At 63.7% G+C, this 16,139-nt stretch carries 18 protein-coding genes; 4 read left to right on the top strand and 14 right to left on the bottom strand.

Features of this window, described 5'->3' with window-relative positions:
* Positions 1 to 77 precede the first annotated feature (77 nt).
* Positions 78 to 533: a MerR family transcriptional regulator gene (locus AzCIB_RS15385; protein ID WP_050416702.1), complete on the top strand. Its 456-nt coding sequence runs from the start codon at positions 78 to 80 to the stop codon at positions 531 to 533.
* Between the two features lie 6 nt (positions 534 to 539).
* On the opposite strand, the gene AzCIB_RS15390 is transcribed toward AzCIB_RS15385, so the two are convergent.
* Together AzCIB_RS15390 and hemN are read right to left on the bottom strand one after the other, a co-directional pair.
* Positions 540 to 1,247 (bottom strand): sulfite exporter TauE/SafE family protein, encoded by a 708-nt coding sequence (locus tag AzCIB_RS15390; protein ID WP_050416703.1) that lies wholly within the window; start codon positions 1,245 to 1,247, stop codon positions 540 to 542.
* Between the two features lie 131 nt (positions 1,248 to 1,378).
* A complete protein-coding gene (gene hemN, locus AzCIB_RS15395) occupies positions 1,379 to 2,770 on the bottom strand; it encodes an oxygen-independent coproporphyrinogen III oxidase (protein ID WP_050416704.1) in 1,392 nt (463 codons plus the stop codon).
* Positions 2,771 to 2,903: 133 nt separating this feature from the next.
* Between hemN and fnr the strand changes: the two genes are divergently transcribed.
* Positions 2,904 to 3,644 (top strand): fumarate/nitrate reduction transcriptional regulator Fnr, encoded by a 741-nt coding sequence (gene fnr / locus AzCIB_RS15400; protein WP_050416705.1) that lies wholly within the window; start codon positions 2,904 to 2,906, stop codon positions 3,642 to 3,644.
* Positions 3,645 to 3,688: 44 nt separating this feature from the next.
* Here fnr and AzCIB_RS15405 read toward each other — a convergent pair whose 3' ends face one another.
* From AzCIB_RS15405 to AzCIB_RS15415, 3 genes are read right to left on the bottom strand one after another with little or no spacing between them, the layout of a single operon-like run.
* Positions 3,689 to 4,219: a hemerythrin domain-containing protein gene (locus AzCIB_RS15405; protein WP_050416706.1), complete on the bottom strand. Its 531-nt coding sequence runs from the start codon at positions 4,217 to 4,219 to the stop codon at positions 3,689 to 3,691.
* Entirely contained in the window at positions 4,216 to 4,614 is a 399-nt protein-coding gene (locus AzCIB_RS15410) for a SirB2 family protein (protein WP_050416707.1), read from the bottom strand. The genes AzCIB_RS15405 and AzCIB_RS15410 overlap by 4 nt, the downstream gene beginning before the upstream one ends.
* Before the next feature lie 5 nt (positions 4,615 to 4,619).
* Positions 4,620 to 5,843 carry an NnrS family protein gene (locus tag AzCIB_RS15415; RefSeq protein WP_050416708.1) on the bottom strand — a complete coding sequence of 408 codons (1,224 nt, stop codon included), beginning with the start codon at positions 5,841 to 5,843 and terminating at the stop codon, positions 4,620 to 4,622.
* A gap of 103 nt (positions 5,844 to 5,946) precedes the next feature.
* Between AzCIB_RS15415 and AzCIB_RS15420 the strand changes: the two genes are divergently transcribed.
* Positions 5,947 to 6,633, top strand: a complete 687-nt coding sequence (locus tag AzCIB_RS15420) for a Crp/Fnr family transcriptional regulator (protein WP_050416709.1) — start codon at positions 5,947 to 5,949, stop codon at positions 6,631 to 6,633.
* Between the two features lie 127 nt (positions 6,634 to 6,760).
* Here AzCIB_RS15420 and AzCIB_RS15425 read toward each other — a convergent pair whose 3' ends face one another.
* Both AzCIB_RS15425 and AzCIB_RS15430 read right to left on the bottom strand, forming a co-directional pair.
* Positions 6,761 to 8,446: a PHA/PHB synthase family protein gene (locus AzCIB_RS15425; RefSeq protein WP_050416710.1), complete on the bottom strand. Its 1,686-nt coding sequence runs from the start codon at positions 8,444 to 8,446 to the stop codon at positions 6,761 to 6,763.
* A gap of 95 nt (positions 8,447 to 8,541) precedes the next feature.
* A complete protein-coding gene (locus AzCIB_RS15430; protein WP_050416711.1) occupies positions 8,542 to 9,951 on the bottom strand; it encodes an MBL fold metallo-hydrolase RNA specificity domain-containing protein in 1,410 nt (469 codons plus the stop codon).
* A gap of 147 nt (positions 9,952 to 10,098) precedes the next feature.
* Between AzCIB_RS15430 and AzCIB_RS15435 the strand changes: the two genes are divergently transcribed.
* Positions 10,099 to 10,542: a universal stress protein gene (locus tag AzCIB_RS15435; RefSeq protein ID WP_050416712.1), complete on the top strand. Its 444-nt coding sequence runs from the start codon at positions 10,099 to 10,101 to the stop codon at positions 10,540 to 10,542.
* Positions 10,543 to 10,605: 63 nt separating this feature from the next.
* Here AzCIB_RS15435 and AzCIB_RS15440 read toward each other — a convergent pair whose 3' ends face one another.
* The 7 genes from AzCIB_RS15440 to ccoN form a co-directional block, all read right to left on the bottom strand.
* The gene (locus tag AzCIB_RS15440) at positions 10,606 to 10,842 is read right to left on the bottom strand and encodes a hypothetical protein (protein WP_050416713.1); all 237 of its coding nucleotides are present in this window, start codon (positions 10,840 to 10,842) and stop codon (positions 10,606 to 10,608) included.
* Between the two features lie 23 nt (positions 10,843 to 10,865).
* Positions 10,866 to 11,378, bottom strand: coding sequence for a FixH family protein (locus AzCIB_RS15445; RefSeq protein ID WP_050416714.1), 513 nt, complete (start codon positions 11,376 to 11,378; stop codon positions 10,866 to 10,868).
* 13 nt (positions 11,379 to 11,391) lie between these two features.
* Positions 11,392 to 12,822 (bottom strand): cytochrome c oxidase accessory protein CcoG, encoded by a 1,431-nt coding sequence (gene ccoG / locus AzCIB_RS15450; RefSeq protein ID WP_050416715.1) that lies wholly within the window; start codon positions 12,820 to 12,822, stop codon positions 11,392 to 11,394.
* A 96-nt stretch (positions 12,823 to 12,918) separates the two neighbouring features.
* On the bottom strand, positions 12,919 to 13,824 hold the full coding sequence (gene ccoP / locus AzCIB_RS15455) for a cytochrome-c oxidase, cbb3-type subunit III (RefSeq protein WP_050416716.1): 906 nt from the start codon (positions 13,822 to 13,824) through the stop codon (positions 12,919 to 12,921).
* A 2-nt stretch (positions 13,825 to 13,826) separates the two neighbouring features.
* Complete coding sequence (locus tag AzCIB_RS15460; RefSeq protein ID WP_050416717.1) at positions 13,827 to 14,006, bottom strand: CcoQ/FixQ family Cbb3-type cytochrome c oxidase assembly chaperone; 180 nt, start codon at positions 14,004 to 14,006, stop codon at positions 13,827 to 13,829.
* Between the two features lie 17 nt (positions 14,007 to 14,023).
* Entirely contained in the window at positions 14,024 to 14,656 is a 633-nt protein-coding gene (gene ccoO, locus AzCIB_RS15465) for a cytochrome-c oxidase, cbb3-type subunit II (protein ID WP_050416718.1), read from the bottom strand.
* A gap of 15 nt (positions 14,657 to 14,671) precedes the next feature.
* A complete protein-coding gene (ccoN, locus tag AzCIB_RS15470; protein WP_050416719.1) occupies positions 14,672 to 16,096 on the bottom strand; it encodes a cytochrome-c oxidase, cbb3-type subunit I in 1,425 nt (474 codons plus the stop codon).
* Positions 16,097 to 16,139 lie beyond the last annotated feature (43 nt).

Raw genomic sequence — 16,139 nt, forward strand, 5'->3', positions numbered from 1 at the left:
CGCATTCGGATCGCCGATTGCGAAACGGAACGCTTGATGGCAGTCTAGACCCCGTACCCAAGTACGGAGTCAACCCCATGAACGACCTCACGATCGGTGCGTTGGCGAAATCGGCCGGAGTCGGCGTCGAGACAGTGCGCTATTACCAGCGCCGCGGCCTGCTGTCGCCGAACGGCGCACACAAGGGCGCGTTTCGCGTTTACGGCAACGACGAACTCGCCCGCCTGCGTTTCATCCGCCGCGCCCAGTCGCTCGGCTTCAGCCTCGACGAGATCGCCGACCTGCTTGCGCTCGACGAAGAAACAGACCGCGAGCGGGCACGTGCGTTCGCCCAGTCCAAGATCGCGGACGTCGAGTCCCGCATCCGCCAACTGACCGAGATGCGCAGCGCCCTGCAGGGACTCGTAACCTGTTGCGAGCATACCGAGGCACCCGCCCCCTGCCCGATTCTCCACGCGCTCGCGAACACCCCCGAGCCGCCGCCCGTGCCGCGGGGTAGAGCTCGCGCCCGGTCCGCCGAGCAGGCGCCCTGACGGCGCTCAGACCTCGCACACGACACCGCGCCAGAGGGCGCCGCCGAGGCTGGGCGCATGAAACAACCCAAACACGCCGAACCCCAGCACCAGCATCCCGGCAACGAATCGCACGCGGCGATTGCGCGTGATATCGCGAAAGCGCTTGAACACCATGCCCGCGAGCATCAGGTTCGGCAGCGTGCCGAGCCCGAAAGCCAGCATCAGCCCCGCCCCGCGCCCGGCCGAACCGGTCACCAGCGCCGTCGTCAGCACGCTGTAGACGAGGCCGCAGGGCAGGAAGCCCCACAACAGCCCCAGCGGCAGGGCTTGCCCGACCGAACGGGCGGGAATGAAGCGTGCGGTAAAGGGCTGCACGCGCTTCCACAGCACCAGGCCCACCCGCTCCACCGGCGCGAGCAGCTGGGTGAAGCCGGTCAGGTACAGGCCCAGGGCGACGAGCATCAGGTTCGCCAGCACATACAGGCCCATCTGCACCGGCAGGATGTCCGAGAACAGCATGCCGACCGTGCCGAGGGCACCGAGCGCCCCGCCCAGCATCGTGTAGGTCGCGATCCGCCCGAGGTTGTAGGCGAGATGCACCGGCCACTGGCGCCCGGTCCGGCCCGGCATGTTCACGGTGAGCGCGCCGACGATGCCGCCGCACATGCTGACGCAGTGCGTGCCTCCCAGAAGGCCGATCAGGAAGGCTGCGATGTAACCGGTTTCAGGCATGGCGATAGTCGGCAAGACGGGAGAAGCCCGGGGGCGCGACGCAAAAAAACAAAGCGGGCGCCCGAGGACGCCCGCACTGTATCACCTTCTCCCGGCCCGTACAGCCCGCGGCCGCTGGCGGCCGGAGCGGCTCAGATGACCTTCGAATAGCGCGCGCGCTCGCGGTCGGAGCGCAGGTAGCGGTCGAACACCATCGCGATGCCGCGCACCAGCAGCCGCCCCGCGGGCAGCACGCTGATCCACTTGTCGCTGACCTTCAGCAGGCCGGCCTCTTCCATCGCCTTGAGATCCTCGAGTTCGTCGGCGAAGTATTCGTCGAACTTGATCAGGTGCGCGATCTCTATCGAGTCGATCGACAGTTCGAAGTGGCACATCAGGGCCTGGATGATCGACCGGCGCAGCAGATCGTCGGCAGTAAGCTCGATGCCGCGCAGCACGGGCAGCTCGTCGCGATCGAGGGCGTCGTAGTACTCGTCGAGCGTCTTCACGTTCTGTGCGTACACCGGGCCGATCTTGCCGATCGCCGAGACCCCGAACGCCATCAGGTCGCACTCGGCCTGCGTTGAATAGCCTTGGAAATTCCGGTGCAGACGCCCTTGGCGCTGGGCGATCGTCAGCTCGTCGTCCGGCTTCGCGAAGTGGTCCATGCCGATATAGACGTAGCCCGCCTCGGTCAGGCGGCGGATCGCCAACTGCAGGATCTGCAGCTTGGTGTCCGACGTCGGCATGTCGTTGATCGCGATGCGACGCTGCGGCTTGAACAGGCCCGGCAGGTGCGCGTAGCTGTACAGGGAGATGCGATCGGGCGACAGCTCCAGCACCTGTTCGAGCGTCCGATTGAAGCTGATGATGTTCTGGCGCGGCAGGCCGTAGATCAGGTCCATGCTGATCGACTTGAAGCCGGTGGCACGAGCTGCGTCGATCACGAGCTTGGTCTCGTCGTAGCTCTGGATGCGGTTGACCGCCTCCTGCACCTCTTCGTTGAAGTCCTGTACACCGACGCTCATGCGGTTGAAGCCGAGGTCGGCAAGCAGCTTCACGGTGTCGAAATCAACCTTGCGCGGATCGACCTCGATCGAGTACTCGCCGTTCGGCACGAGCGTGAAGCGCTTACGCACCGAATCCATGAGCTCGCGCAGCTCGTCGTGCGACAGGAAGGTCGGCGTGCCGCCGCCGAGGTGCAGCTGCGTCACCTGATGGCTCCCACCCAGTGCGGCAGCCTGCATCTCGATTTCCTTGTCGAGATATTTCAGGTACTTGGCGGAGCGCGCATGATCCTTGGTGATGATCTTGTTGCAGGCGCAGTAGTAGCAGATCGTGTTACAGAACGGGATGTGGAAGTATAATGAGAGCGGCTTACTCACGCCCCCGACGCCGCGTTGCGCCAGCCAGTCCCGCAATGCACGGGCATCGAACGCTTCGACGAAGCGATCGGCCGTGGGGTAGGACGTGTAGCGAGGCCCGTTGATGTCGAACCGACGAATCAACTGCTGGTCGAAAACAAGATCTTTCTGACTGGTCATGGTTGTATCGCTTGAGTGCATTCCGTACGATCTCAAAAAGCCGCAGTTTCGTGGTTGACGTGGATCAACGGTCCATTCCGCCGGGCGCCTGCCACTTCTCGGTCGACGTAGAAGGAACAATATTATCGTGCAAATGAAGGCGACGGTGCCGATTACAGTGGCGAGTCTGAAGGTCGCATGCTCCCAGTGCAACCTGGTCGAGTTGTGCCTGCCGTTCGGGATGTCGGAATCGGAAATCGACCGCCTCGACGAACTCGTCGGCGCGCGTCGCAAGATCAAGCGGCAGCAGAATCTGTATCGCGCGGGCGATCCCTTCGAAGCGATCTACGCGATCCGCGCCGGCTCGTTCAAGACCGACGTGCTGCTCGAGGACGGTCGCGAACAGGTCACCGGCTTCCAGATGACCGGCGAAATGCTGGGCCTCGACGGCATCAGCACCGAAACCCATTCGTGCAACGCGATCGCGTTGGAGGACAGCGAAGTCTGCGTGATCGCGTACAGCAAGCTCGAAGAGCTGTCGCGGGTGGTCGAGGGGCTGCAACTGCAGTTCCACAAGGTGATGAGCCGCGAAATCGTGCGTGACCATGGCGTGATGACCCTCCTCGGCTCCATGCGCGCAGAAGAGCGCCTGGCGGCCTTCCTGCTCAACATGTCCCAGCGATTCACGGCGCGCGGCTTCTCTCCGGCGGAGTTCCACCTCCGCATGACCCGCGAGGAGATCGGTTCCTATCTGGGCCTGAAGCTTGAAACGGTGTCTCGCGCCTTTTCGAAGTTCCAGGACGACGGCCTGATCGCGGTGCAGCAGAAGCACATCCGCATCCTGGACATCATCGGCCTGAAGCGGCTGATCCAGCACCCGTCGCCACGCCCCTGAGGGGGGATTTCCCCCTTCGTACGGCCGATCGCCCACGTCGTGGGCTATTGACGCCGCCGCGCGGTCATCGTTCCCGACAGGGCGGCAATATCCTCCTCGGAAAGCAGACCGCGAGCGATCGGCAGCAGATCGCCCTCCTCGCGCTGGATGTGCCGACGGTAGGCGTCGGCAAACGCCTCGACATCTGCAGGCGACAGATCGGCGTTTTCGCCGCCGGCGATGCGCTCGAGCCGTGCCCGCATCCGCGCCCAGCCGGCAAAGAGCTTCTGGTGATCGGCCAGGATCCAGTCGATGAGCGTGCCGAGTTCGGTACGCCGGGCGTCATCGGCACGCGCCCGCAGGACGGGAAAGAGATCGTCCTCTTCGTCCTGATGGTGCTTCACGGCAGCGATGTCGAAGTAGCGCATCACGTTGACTGCCGCCTGCTGCGCCTGCTTGTCCGGGCCATGCTCGGGCAGCCAGGCGGCGAGCCGCGCGAGGGTTGCAAGTTGCGCCTGCAGGCGCTCGTGGCAGGCTTCGAGCATCTCTAGAGGCGTCTCGAAACCCGGGGACGAAGGGATCAGCGAATCGGTCATCGGAACACTCCGGCAAACGCGATGAATCCTGCCGGGTTCTTGCTCAGAGCCACCGACACGATCCATGAAAAGGTTAGCAGGGCCGCGAGCAGCGCCAGCACTCGGACGCGCATGGTGCGCCCCCAGCGCAGCGCGGTCGCGCCGAGAAGAATATAGACGACAAGCGCGACGACCTTTGCGGTGACCCACGGCGCAACGAAGGGGTACTGGCCGCTCATGGTCGCAAGCGTGATCGCGCTGCCGAGAAACACGGTGTCGATGAGGTGCGGCAGGGTGCGCGTGACGCGGTGATCCAGCAGCGGACTGCGCCGCATCATCCAGACGCCCTGCAGCACGAATCCGCTGATGCTCAGGGCCGCGCACAGGATGTGCAGGTGCTTGACCGACAGATACATCGCACTCAGCCCGGGCGTCCATCGCTGCGCGGACGCCAGTAGATCGGCAGGTAGCGCGACGCCCACGCGCCGAACACGCCCAGCCAGCCGAGTACGGCCAGCAGCATGACGAACGCCGTCCAGCCCGCAGGGACGAGTTCCGCGACAATGCGCACGACGACGACCGCTTCGAGGCCGAGGAACAGCACCCAGGTCAGGCGATCCGCAGCGAGCTTGCGCCCCGAGTGCCCGAGAGTCACCCGCGACACCATCGCCATCAGGACGGACCCGAAGAATCCGACGCCCAGCGCATGCAGCGGCGCCATGCCCAGCACGCTATAGCCCAGCAGGGACGCAGCCCCCTGGATGGCGAAGAGCGTCAGCGCGATTCCGAGCCAGAGAAATCCGATGTGCAACATCCCCAGCAGCGGCACTTTCATGGCGGGCACCGGCCTCCACTGCCGCGACAGCCACAGGGCCGCAAAGGCGGCGGGAGCGTCGACGATCCAGCGCAGCGACAGCAATCCCGCCACGTCGAGCGCAGCATGCAGGACGCTTCCGCCGACGACCAGCACCAGTACCCACAGGGGGCGCACCATCACGTAGGCCGGGATCACGCTGCTCGAAAAGAACGGCACCATACGGTGACACACGCCGAAGAACACCGGCAGCAGCGAGCAGAACACGGCGATCTCGATCGCGATGCGCGCCCAGATCGGGTTGCCGCTCAGCGCAAAGCCGAGCCAGGCGAGGACGGCGACCATCCCGGCGATCATCGCATAGCACACGAGGCGGGCATGCAGCGCCTCGAGATCGCCGTGATGCGCGACCTGCCACAGGATGCGCTGCACCCCGCCCCATCCGAGAAATACCAGCACCAAGCCCGGGACGGCGACACCGGGCACGACCATGCCGACTATGGCCAGCGCCCACCCTGCCGCCAGCAGACGCCAGGACCAGAGCCAGCGACCTGCCGCAATCTCGTCATAGCCCTGCCAGCGCGGCATGGCGGTGAGGAGGAAGCCGAACATGAAAAACGGAAACACGCCGCTCGTCACGAGCAGGGCGTGCATCCACCCCGGCGGGAGAACCCAGCCGATCGCCGGCAGCAGTCCCACGCGAGCGCCGAGCTCCGCTGCCCACATCGCAAAGCTCACAAGAAGCATCACGGCGCCGGACAGGAACATTGTCCGGTGCGGTGCGACAAACAGCACGAATGAGGTCGAAACCGGCTTCGCGTGCGCTTGCATCTTGTCTCCTGTTGCCCCCAGCGGAGACAGTCTGCGGGACGCCGGATCGCGGCCCGTGTCGGGTTGCGGGTTAAAATGCACGGGTTTCTCCACGGAGTCCGAGATGCCCAACCGTCCAGTCGATATTCCCACCGCACTGCGCCAGGTTTCTTTCTTCAGCGAACTGACCGCAGAGGAGATCGACCGTGTTGCCCGCTTCACCCGCGAACGCCACCTCGAGAAGAGCGAAATCCTGTTCCAGCGCGGCGATCCCGTGCATGGCTTCTACTACGTCGTCTCGGGTCAGATGAAGCTCGCGGTCTCGTCGGCGCAGGGCAATGAAAAGGTGGTCGAGATCATCAGCCCGATGCACACCTTCGGCGAGGCCGTGTTGTTCCTCAACCGTCCCTACCCGGTTTTCGCCGAAGCCCTCACGTCGACGCATCTGCTGCACATCGGCCAGGCGGTGGTGTCCGAGCTCATCGACCAGGATCCTGGATTTGCCCGCAAACTCCTCGCCGGCATGGCAATCCGCCTGCACGGCATGATCCAGGATGTCGAAACCTATTCCCTGCGCTCGAGCATGCAGCGCGTGATCGGCTATCTGCTGCAACAGGTCGACAGCGAAAGCGGGGTCGCCTGCGACATCGCCCTGCCGACCAGCAAGCAGGTCATCGCCTCGCGGCTCAATCTGACGCCCGAAACGCTGTCGCGTATCTTTCACGACCTGTCCGAAGCGGGACTCATCACGGTACACGGCAAACACATCTCCCTGCTGGACCCCGCCCGCCTGGCCCGCCACCAAGGCTGACCGGCACCCGTTGGCGGGGTGTGTCGAGGGATTCTCGGTGTGCAGGCCCCGGGTGACCTTGACAGGGGTCAATCGGGCGGAGCCACCCGCAGCCGACTATGGATTCAACCGCAGCCCCGAGGGCGGATCAGCGCTCGAGGACGTACTGACCGGGCGCCTTTGCAAGTTCTGGAAATGCCGCGGACGCGGCCGGGCGGGCCTCGACGAGCTCGCCGCAACGCGGCTTGAGCCAGTCCATCCAGTCGTTCCACCAGCTGCCGCCATGCTCTTCAGCGTGCTTGCGCCAGTCGTCCGCCTTGTCCGTGCGGCGGGCTGCCGCAGCCCAGTACTTGCGCTTCGGCGGATTCACCGGCGGGTTGACGATGCCGAGGATGTGGCCCGAGCTCGACAGCACGAAACGACGCGGCCCCGTGACGAGGTTGTTGATGCGATACGCCTGCTCCCATGGCGCGATGTGATCGTCTTCGGCAGCCACCGCATACAGCGGCTGAACGATGCGCGACAGATCGATGGGCTGACCGGATATCGTCAGCCCATCGACCTCGATCAGGCGATTCTCGAGATAGAGTTCGCGCAGGTACCACGAATGCATCGCATAGGGCATGCGCGTGGCGTCCATGTTCCAGTACAGCACATCGAAAGGTGCAGGCGCCTCGCCATACAGCCAGCCATGCACGACGTAGTGCCAGATCAGGCTGTTGGAGCGGAGCAGACGGAAGGCGGAAGCCATTTCCTTACCTTCGAGGAAGCCCTTGCGGGCCATGTTCTCCGACAGGAAGCGGACGCTCGCACCATCAATGAACACCTCGATGTCGCCCGGACGATGGAAGTCGACCAGGGTCGTGAACAGGGTCCAGTCCGCCACCGGCACCTCATCGGCCCCGAATCGGCGGTTCGCCCATGCCATGTACATCGCCAGGGCGGTGCCGCCGATGCAGTACCCGACTGCATGCACCTTCGGCGCACCAGTGAAGTTGCGTGCCGTTTCGACGATGGCGTGGACACCTTCCTCGAGATAGCTGTCGAAGGCGACATCGCGCATCGACGGATCGGGGTTCTTCCAGCTCGTGATGAATACGTCCAGGCCCTGATCCAGCAGGTAGCGGACCATGCTCTTCTTCGGCGTGAGATCGAGGATGTAGAACTTGTTGATCCACGGCGTAACGATCACGACCGGCTCCGCGTGCACCTTAGGCTGCGTCGGCGCGTAGTGGATCACCTCGAGCAGATGGTTGCGGAAGACAACCGAGCCCTCGGTCGTGCCGAGTGTCACCCCCACCTTGAAATCGCCCGGACTGCTCAGGCGGATCTCGCCTGCCTCGAGGTCGGCGAGCATGTTGCGCACGCCGCTGGCGAGACTCTCACCCTTCGTCTCGATGGCCTTGCGGATGGCGACCGGATTCGTCCAGAGGAAGTTGGTCGGAGCAACTGCGTTAAGCCACTTCCGCCACCAGAATGCGGCACGGCGGCGCTCCTTGCTCGAGAGTCCGGGCGTATCGAAGAGCATGTCCTGCATGTGGTGCGTGAATGCGAGGTACCACTCCTTCGTCAGGTCCCACGTCGCCGAGTCGGTCCACACGGGATCGGCAAAGCGCTCGTCGTCGGCATTGGGAACGACCGGATCCTTGCTGGCCAAGCCCATCGCACGACAGGCGGAATGCCATTGCAGGCGCCACAGGTCGCTCGAGAGCTCCGCCATGCGCTCCGCGAGTTCCTGGGGATGGGAAAGCCACGCGAGCTGCGCATGCACGATGGGTGCCGCCATACCCAGCGGATCGAGACTTCCTTCGACGCTGTCGTGGATCTCTCGCATCGCCCGCCGCACGGACCGCGGAGGGTCGCCCGCCGCGCGCTTCCTGGTTGTCGTTCCGTTTTTCATAGCCGACGCTCCCGCACTCGCGATGACAATCAAGTCAGACTATAACAGTGCCCCGCAAGCGGAACCGTGACATGCGGCCAGCCCAGCCGCTCATCGACCGCATCTGCCAGTGCCGCTGTGGCTTCCTGTTCGCCGTGCACGACAAACGTATGGCGCGGCGGCCGCACGAAATTCGACAGCCATGCCAACAAGGCCGGCTGGTCGGCATGGGCGGACAGGCCGCCTATCGTGTGGATCGCCGCCCGCACCGGCACCCGCACGCCGAACAGCGTGACCGCACGGGCACCGTCGACCAGGCGCCGGCCCAACGTACCGGCCGCCTGGAAACCGCAGATCACGATGCTGCACTCGCTGCGGTCTATGTTGTAGCGCAAGTGATGCTTGATGCGGCCGGCCTCGCACATGCCGCTGGCCGAGATGATCACCAGTCCCGAGCGCTCGTTGTTCAGCGCCTTCGACTCCTCCACATCCTGCACGAACCTCAGGCGCATGCGCTCGCTGTGGGCACGAATCCATGCCAGCAACTCGCGCGTCTCGTCGTCCCAGAGTTCGTCGTAGCGCAGCGTGAGTTCGGTTACCGCTGACGCCATGGGCGAATCGACGACGACATCCAGCGCATCCAACTTGCCCTGACGCACGAGGCTTGCGAGCACGAACAGCATTTCCTGGGTGCGGCCGACGGCGAATGCCGGAATGATGACGTTCCCCTTCCTGCGCTCCAGCGTGTCCCGCAGGACGGCGACCAGTTCCTTTTCGGTTTCGGCCATCGCACGGTGAGCGCGATTGCCGTAGGTCGACTCGACGACGAGGAAGTCGGCCTCGGGCACGGGGGTGGGGTCGCGAAGCACCGGCCGGCCCGGCTGCCCGAGATCGCCGCTGAACACCACCTTGCGCACAGCGCCACCCGATTCGATGTCGAGTTCGATCACCGCCGACCCGAGGATATGCCCGGCGTCATGGAAACGGCAGCGGACGCCGGGGTGCGGATGGAGTTCTTCGCCATACGACACCTTGCGCAGGCTCGCCAGGCTCGCGCGCGCCTGGTTGACCGTATACAGCGGCCCCGCCTCGTAGCCGCGACGCAGATTCCGCTCACGCTTGCCCCGGTTGATCCACTCCGCCTCCTTTTCCATGATGTGCGCCGAATCGAGCAGCATCACGCCCAACAGGTCCACGGTCGCCGCCGTGGCGTAGATCTTTCCCTTGTAACCGAGCGATACCAGCCGCGGGACGAGACCGGAGTGATCCAGATGGGCATGCGTCAGGAGCACGAAATCGATTCCGCGCAGATCGAAATCGAGCGCCCGCAGGTTCTTGCGATCCGCGTCCCGCCCCCCCTGGAACAGGCCGCAGTCGACGAGAAAAGTGCCGCCGTCGTAGTGCAGGCGCGCACAAGAGCCGGTAACTTCCCCGGCAGCGCCGAAAAATGTCAGTTCCATGGTGCCTCCCTCATGACCATTGACTGCCTGACGCGACAGCGACGAAGTTTGACGGGAATCGACAGCCTGACAGCATTACCGTCGCTTTCGCACAAGCGGGCTCGCTATAATCGACCTGTCCTTGCAAAACATTGGGAGATGCACGATATGTTCAAGCACATACTGGTTCCCACCGATGGCTCTCCGCTTTCCGAGAACACGGTGGGCCGTGCCGTGTCCTTCGCGAAGGACGCCGGTGCGCGCATCACGTTCTTCTACGCACAACCTGACTTTCCCATGCCGATATACGGGGAAGGAGCGCTGATCGATCCCACCACGCCGGAACAGTTCAGCAAGGCTGCCGCCGACGAAGCGAAACGCATCCTCGACGCGGCAAAGATCGCCGCGGACGCGGCAGGCGTCGCCTCCGACACCGACACGATCGTCAACGAGGTGCCTTATGAAGCGGTCATTGACGCCGCCGAGCGCCACGGCTGCGACCTGATCTTCATGGCGTCGCACGGGCGCCGCGGCATCGCCGGCCTGCTCTTGGGAAGCGAGACGCAGAAGGTTCTCACCCACAGCAAGATCCCCGTACTCGTTTACCGCTGATCCGCGGCCGATCGCTTGCTCCATGCGCATCGGGCAGCGGAGGATCGCGGCCCGATGACGATATTACGCTTTCCGGTTGATCTCCGCGGCGCTGCGCTGAAAGAACAGCGTCAGCAGACTGGACGCTGCGCCAACCAGCCAGAAGCCGAAGAAACCGATCGAGTATGTGGCCGTGAGCGAGTAATGCACGGGTTCGCCGAAGAGGTAGAGCTCCTGCGGATCGATCACCGTGAAGAAGACTGCCTCGGCAAGACCGGCCACCAGAAAGGACGGCCACAGCACCTGAATCCATTTCAGCATTGCATTCCCCTGCGTGGCGACGGTCAGGACTTGGCGGGAACGATACGGATCACGGCATCGGCGGGAATGTTCGCCGACCCGTTCATGCGCCAGCTGCGCGATTCGTCCTCCACCTGCAGCAGCCACCGTCCGGCAGACAGCGGCGCAAGCGGTGCCGCAAACACGCCGTCACGGCGTTTCAGCACGACCACCTGATCCATTCCGCCGCGCGTCGGATGGGAAATCGTCAGCACCACCGTAGGCGGTAGCGGAGCGTTGGCCGCGGCAGAAAGATCGAGCGTCACCTCCTCCGCGCGCAGCCTGACGTCCGCCAGCAATCCCAGCTCGGCGGCCCTCTGCGAGCGTGCGATCGTCTTTTCGATCGCCTTTCCCTCTTGGTAATAGTCGTCTACGACCAGACCATCCCAGGTGCTCACGGCAAGCCACAGGGTAATCATCCCTGCGACCACGGATACCGCGGGAATGGCGATCAGGAACCAGGGCCATCCCTGTCTGTACCAAGGTTCCACGGTCTTGTGCATGTTTGCACTGCGCATGCGTTTGCTCCTGTTAGCGCGGAAGAAGGAACGTCGTGCGTTCGCGGACGGCGACACTGGAGTCGCCCGGAACGCCGATTTCGAAAACGATCTCGTGGCTGCCGGGCGTCGCCGCCTCGGGCGGGACCTGCACCTGTACCGTCACCGACTCGGTCATCGCCGGCTTGATCTCGAACTGCTGCGGCCCTTCCAGGCGGATTCCCTCGAGACCGGACACACGCACCACGACCGGGCGCGTGACTTCCTGCATGTTCATGATGCGCAACTGATAGACGTTCTCGATCAGCCCGCCCGCGACTTCACGCCCCAGCGTTGCACGATCACGGATCACGTCCACACGCAGGTCCGAGCGCGTTGCCAGACTCCAGACCGTCGCCAGCAGGATCAGGACCAGAACGCCGCCGTAGATCAGCGTACGGGGACGCAGCACGTGCCGCACGATCTCGGACTGGCCCCAATGACGGCGGAGCGCGTTCTCGGTCGAATAACGGATCAGCCCGCGCGGATAACCCATCTTGTCCATCACCTGATCGCAACCGTCGATGCAGGCGCCGCAGCCGATGCACTCGTACTGGAGCCCCTCGCGGATGTCGATGCCGGTGGGGCACACCTGCACACAGATGCTGCAGTCGATGCAATCCCCCATCCCGACGCTGCGCGGCGCCACGCCCTTGCGGCGGGCTCCGCGCGGCTCCCCCCGCTCCTCGTCATAAGTCACGACCAGCGTATCCGGGTCGAACATGACGCTCTGGAAACGCGCATACGGGCACATGTACTTGCACACCTGCTCGCGCAACACGCCCGCGAACAGATAGGTGAAGCCGCCGTAAAACAGGATCCAGAAGATCTCCCACGACCCGAAGCCGAACGTCCCGGCAGACTGCAGCAGCTCCTCGACCGGCGTGAAATAGGCGACGAGTGTGAAACCGGTCCACAGCGAAAACGCCCCCCACGCCGCGAACTTGGCCGCGCGCAGCCCGAATTTCCGCGCATCCATCGGCGCCGCCTCGAGCTTGCGGCGCTTGTTGTGATCGCCCTCGATCTTCTCCTCGATCCACATGAAGATTTCGGTGTAGACCGTTTGCGGACAGGCGTATCCGCACCACAGACGTCCAGCAATCGCGGTGAAGAAGAACAGGGCGTAGGCGGAGATGATGAGCAGGATCGCCAGATAGAACACGTCCTGCGGCCAGAAGACCCAGCCGAACACGTAGAACTTGCGTTCGGTGAGGTGGAACAGAACCGCTTGCCTGTCGTTCCAGGTCAGCCACGGCAGGCCGTAATAGAGTATCTGGGTCAGCCACACGAGGGCCCAACGCCAGTTTGCAAAGACGCCCTTCACCGACCGGACATGAATCTTCTGCCTGGCCGCATACAGATCGTCGCCTTGCTCTTCCCGAAGCTGCGATTTAGGGACCACGCGCACCCGTACCGGATCGCTCATTATCGCTATATCCGTATTTTCTGATTTACTGATGAGAATTTTCCCCGGGGCGAACCCCGGGGACTAAGCAGCAATACAGCAATTCAGATTTTCGACTTACTTGCCGGCCGGTTGGTTCGAGAGGCCATACACATACGACGCCAGCAGATGGACCTTGGCCTCGCCGAGGAACTCCCCGAATCCGGGCATGCGGTTGGTTCGCCCGTTTTGCACCGTCTCCGTCATGACCGCTTCCGTCGAACCGTACAACCAGTCGCCGTCGGTGAGGTTCGGAGCGCCCATCGCCTGGGTTCCCTTCGCCTCGGGGCCGTGGCAGGCGACGCAGTTCTGCTGGAACAGCTCCGCCCCGCGCTGGGCGCGCAGCGAATCATGGGCGAGACCCGACAGCGAACGCACGTAGTTCACGACGTCCTTGACCCCCTCAGGCCCCAGCACCGGCCCGAACGGCGGCATCATGCCCATGCGCCCGCCGGTGATCGTGGTCTTGATCGTCTCGGCCTCGCCCCCCCAGTTCCACGCCTTGTCGGTCAGGTTCGGGAAGCCCTTCGCACCGCGGGCGTCCGCGCCGTGGCACTGGGCGCAATAGGTCACGAACAGGCGCTTGCCGGCGCCGCGCGCTTCCTCGTCGGTCGCGACCGCGGCGACGTCCATGCCTTGGTACTTGGCGAAGATCGGGGCGTAACGCTCTTCGGCCACCCGCATTTCGGTCTCGTACTGACCGACGGCACTCCAGCCCAGCGCACCCTTCGTATTGCCGAAGCCCGGATACATCACCAGATACACCACCGCGAAGATCAGCGTGATCCAGAAGAGGTATAACCACCAGCGCGGCAGCGGGTTGTTGTACTCGGCGAGGTTCTCGTCCCACACGTGGCCGTGGAGCTCGACCGGCCCGGTTTCCCGCTTGTTGTTCGACATGAGCACGAACAGACAGAACAGCAGGCTCAGGCCCACCAGGCCCATCACGTACGCGTTCCAGAAGCCGCTAATAAAGTCAGCCATTTTTATCCTTCCTTGCTGTGCCGTCCCCCGGAGAGGGCCGGCGCATCATCATCGGTGAAGGGAAGTCGCGCCGCCTCCTCGAAGCCTGCCCGTGCGCTCCTGCTGTATGCCCATACGCAGATGGCGACGAAACAGGCCAGACCGAGCACGGTGACCAGGGACCGGAGATCGTTGATATCCACGGCGCTTCTCCTTTTTCTTACTTGAAATTCGACAGAGCGATGCCCAACCCCTGGAGGTAGGCAACGATGGCGTCCATTTCCGACTTGCCTTCGAGCGCGGCCCGCGCACCGGCGATTTCCTCGGCGGTGTATGGGTGTCCCAGCGTCTGCAGCGCGCGCATCTTGTCCTCGATGTCGTCGGCCTTGACCGGACGCTGCAGCCACGGGAACGCGGGCATGTTCGATTCCGGCACGACGTCGCGCGGATTGACCAGGTGCACGCGGTGCCATTCGTCCGAATAACGGCCACCGACACGCGCGAGGTCCGGCCCCGTGCGCTTCGAACCCCACTGGAACGGACGGTCGTAGATGTACTCACCCGCGACCGAGTAGTGACCGTAACGCTCGGTTTCCGCACGGAAGGGACGGATCATCTGCGAGTGGCAGTTGTAGCAACCTTCGCGCACGTAGATATCGCGCCCCACCAGACGCAGCGGTTCATACGGCTTGACGTTGAGCGGCTTGCCGGTGCGGTCGATCGCGGTCGTCGTGGTCTTCTGGAAGAACAGCGGAACGATCTCGACGAGGCCGCCGACGCTGACCGTCAGAAGGGTCAGCACGATCAGCCAGCCGACGCTGCGCTCGATGAATTCGTGTTTCGATTGAGCCATGTCCTGTCTCTCCGATTAAGCGTGAGCGGCAGCAGGGGCGACCACGGGCGCCTCATACGCCTTCTCGCCCGCCATCGTCTTGACCATGTTGTAAAACATGATGAGCATGCCGCTGAAGAACATCACACCGCCCGCCAGGCGGATCGCCCAGAACGGATAGCTCGCCTTCACGCTCTCGACGAAGGAGTACGTCAGCGTGCCGTCCGGGTTGGTGGCGCGCCACATCAGACCCTGCATCACACCGGCGATCCACATCGACGCGATATACAGCACGATGCCGATCGTCGCGATCCAGAAGTGGGTGTTGATCAGCCCGACCGAGTACATCTGGGTCTTGCCGTACATGCGCGGGATCAGGTAGTACATCGAACCGATCGAGATCATTGCGACCCAGCCGAGCGCACCCGAATGCACGTGACCGACGGTCCAGTCCGTGTAGTGCGACAGGGCATTGACCGTCTTGATCGACATCATCGGACCTTCGAAGGTCGACATGCCGTAGAAGGACAGCGCGGTGATCAGGAACTTCAGGATCGGGTCGGTGCGCAGCTTGTGCCACGCACCCGACAGCGTCATCACGCCGTTGATCATGCCGCCCCAGGACGGCGCCAGCAGGATCAGCGAGAAGATCATCCCCACCGATTGAGTCCAATCCGGCAGCGCGGTGTAATGCAGGTGGTGCGGACCCGCCCACATGTAGGTGAAGATCAGCGCCCAGAAGTGCACCACCGACAGGCGATAGGAATAGACCGGACGCTCGGCCTGCTTCGGCACGAAGTAGTACATCATGCCGAGGAAGCCCGCGGTCAGGAAGAAGCCCACCGCGTTGTGGCCATACCACCACTGGATCATCGCGTCCTGCACGCCGGCATAGGCGGAGTAGGACTTCGTCAGGCTGACCGGCAGCGCGGCGCTATTGACGATGTGGAGCAGCGCAACCGTGAGGATGAAGCCGCCGAAGAACCAGTTCGCAACGTAGATGTGGCTGGTCTTGCGCTTCGCGATCGTGCCGAAGAACACGATCGCGTAGGACACCCACACGACGGCAATCAGGATATCGATCGGCCACTCGAGCTCGGCGTACTCCTTACCGGACGTGAAGCCCAGCGGCAGGGAAATCGCCGCCAGCACGATCACCAGTTGCCAGCCCCAGAACGTGAAGGTCGCCAGCCCGGGCGCAAACAGCGGCGTGTGGCATGTCCGCTGCACGACGAAATACGAGGTCGCGAAGAGTGCACAGCCGCCGAAGGCAAAGATCACGGCGTTAGTGTGGAGCGGGCGCAGCCTGCCGAAATGCAGCCACTCGCCCAGATTGAGCTCGGGCCAGACAAGCTGTGCCGCGACGATCACCCCCACCAGCATGCCCACCACGCCCCATACGACGGTCATGATGGAGAACTGGCGGACGACGTTGTAGTTATAAGTCGCCTGCGATTGCATGGAACTCCCCTTGAGATGAAGAAAACTTCAGCACCAGTCCGGG

Origin of the sequence: Azoarcus sp. CIB, from assembly GCF_001190925.1 — a bacterium.
GTDB lineage: Bacteria > Pseudomonadota > Gammaproteobacteria > Burkholderiales > Rhodocyclaceae > Aromatoleum.

Excerpts from the sequence above, each read along its gene's own strand:
- hemN (WP_050416704.1), bottom strand. The coding sequence starts at position 2,770 with ATGACCAGTCAGAAAGATCTTGTTTTCGACCAGCAGTTGATTCGTCGG.
- fnr (WP_050416705.1), top strand. The coding sequence starts at position 2,904 with ATGAAGGCGACGGTGCCGATTACAGTGGCGAGTCTGAAGGTCGCATGC.
- AzCIB_RS15390 (WP_050416703.1), bottom strand. The coding sequence starts at position 1,247 with ATGCCTGAAACCGGTTACATCGCAGCCTTCCTGATCGGCCTTCTGGGA.
- ccoO (WP_050416718.1), bottom strand. The coding sequence starts at position 14,656 with ATGGCTCAATCGAAACACGAATTCATCGAGCGCAGCGTCGGCTGGCTG.
- AzCIB_RS15435 (WP_050416712.1), top strand. The coding sequence starts at position 10,099 with ATGTTCAAGCACATACTGGTTCCCACCGATGGCTCTCCGCTTTCCGAG.
- AzCIB_RS15420 (WP_050416709.1), top strand. The coding sequence starts at position 5,947 with ATGCCCAACCGTCCAGTCGATATTCCCACCGCACTGCGCCAGGTTTCT.
- ccoP (WP_050416716.1), bottom strand. The coding sequence starts at position 13,824 with ATGGCTGACTTTATTAGCGGCTTCTGGAACGCGTACGTGATGGGCCTG.
- AzCIB_RS15385 (WP_050416702.1), top strand. The coding sequence starts at position 78 with ATGAACGACCTCACGATCGGTGCGTTGGCGAAATCGGCCGGAGTCGGC.
- AzCIB_RS15445 (WP_050416714.1), bottom strand. The coding sequence starts at position 11,378 with ATGCGCAGTGCAAACATGCACAAGACCGTGGAACCTTGGTACAGACAG.
- ccoN (WP_050416719.1), bottom strand. The coding sequence starts at position 16,096 with ATGCAATCGCAGGCGACTTATAACTACAACGTCGTCCGCCAGTTCTCC.
- AzCIB_RS15430 (WP_050416711.1), bottom strand. The coding sequence starts at position 9,951 with ATGGAACTGACATTTTTCGGCGCTGCCGGGGAAGTTACCGGCTCTTGT.
- AzCIB_RS15415 (WP_050416708.1), bottom strand. The coding sequence starts at position 5,843 with ATGCAAGCGCACGCGAAGCCGGTTTCGACCTCATTCGTGCTGTTTGTC.
- AzCIB_RS15405 (WP_050416706.1), bottom strand. The coding sequence starts at position 4,219 with ATGACCGATTCGCTGATCCCTTCGTCCCCGGGTTTCGAGACGCCTCTA.
- AzCIB_RS15410 (WP_050416707.1), bottom strand. The coding sequence starts at position 4,614 with ATGTATCTGTCGGTCAAGCACCTGCACATCCTGTGCGCGGCCCTGAGC.
- ccoG (WP_050416715.1), bottom strand. The coding sequence starts at position 12,822 with ATGAGCGATCCGGTACGGGTGCGCGTGGTCCCTAAATCGCAGCTTCGG.
- AzCIB_RS15425 (WP_050416710.1), bottom strand. The coding sequence starts at position 8,446 with ATGCGAGAGATCCACGACAGCGTCGAAGGAAGTCTCGATCCGCTGGGT.
- AzCIB_RS15440 (WP_050416713.1), bottom strand. The coding sequence starts at position 10,842 with ATGCTGAAATGGATTCAGGTGCTGTGGCCGTCCTTTCTGGTGGCCGGT.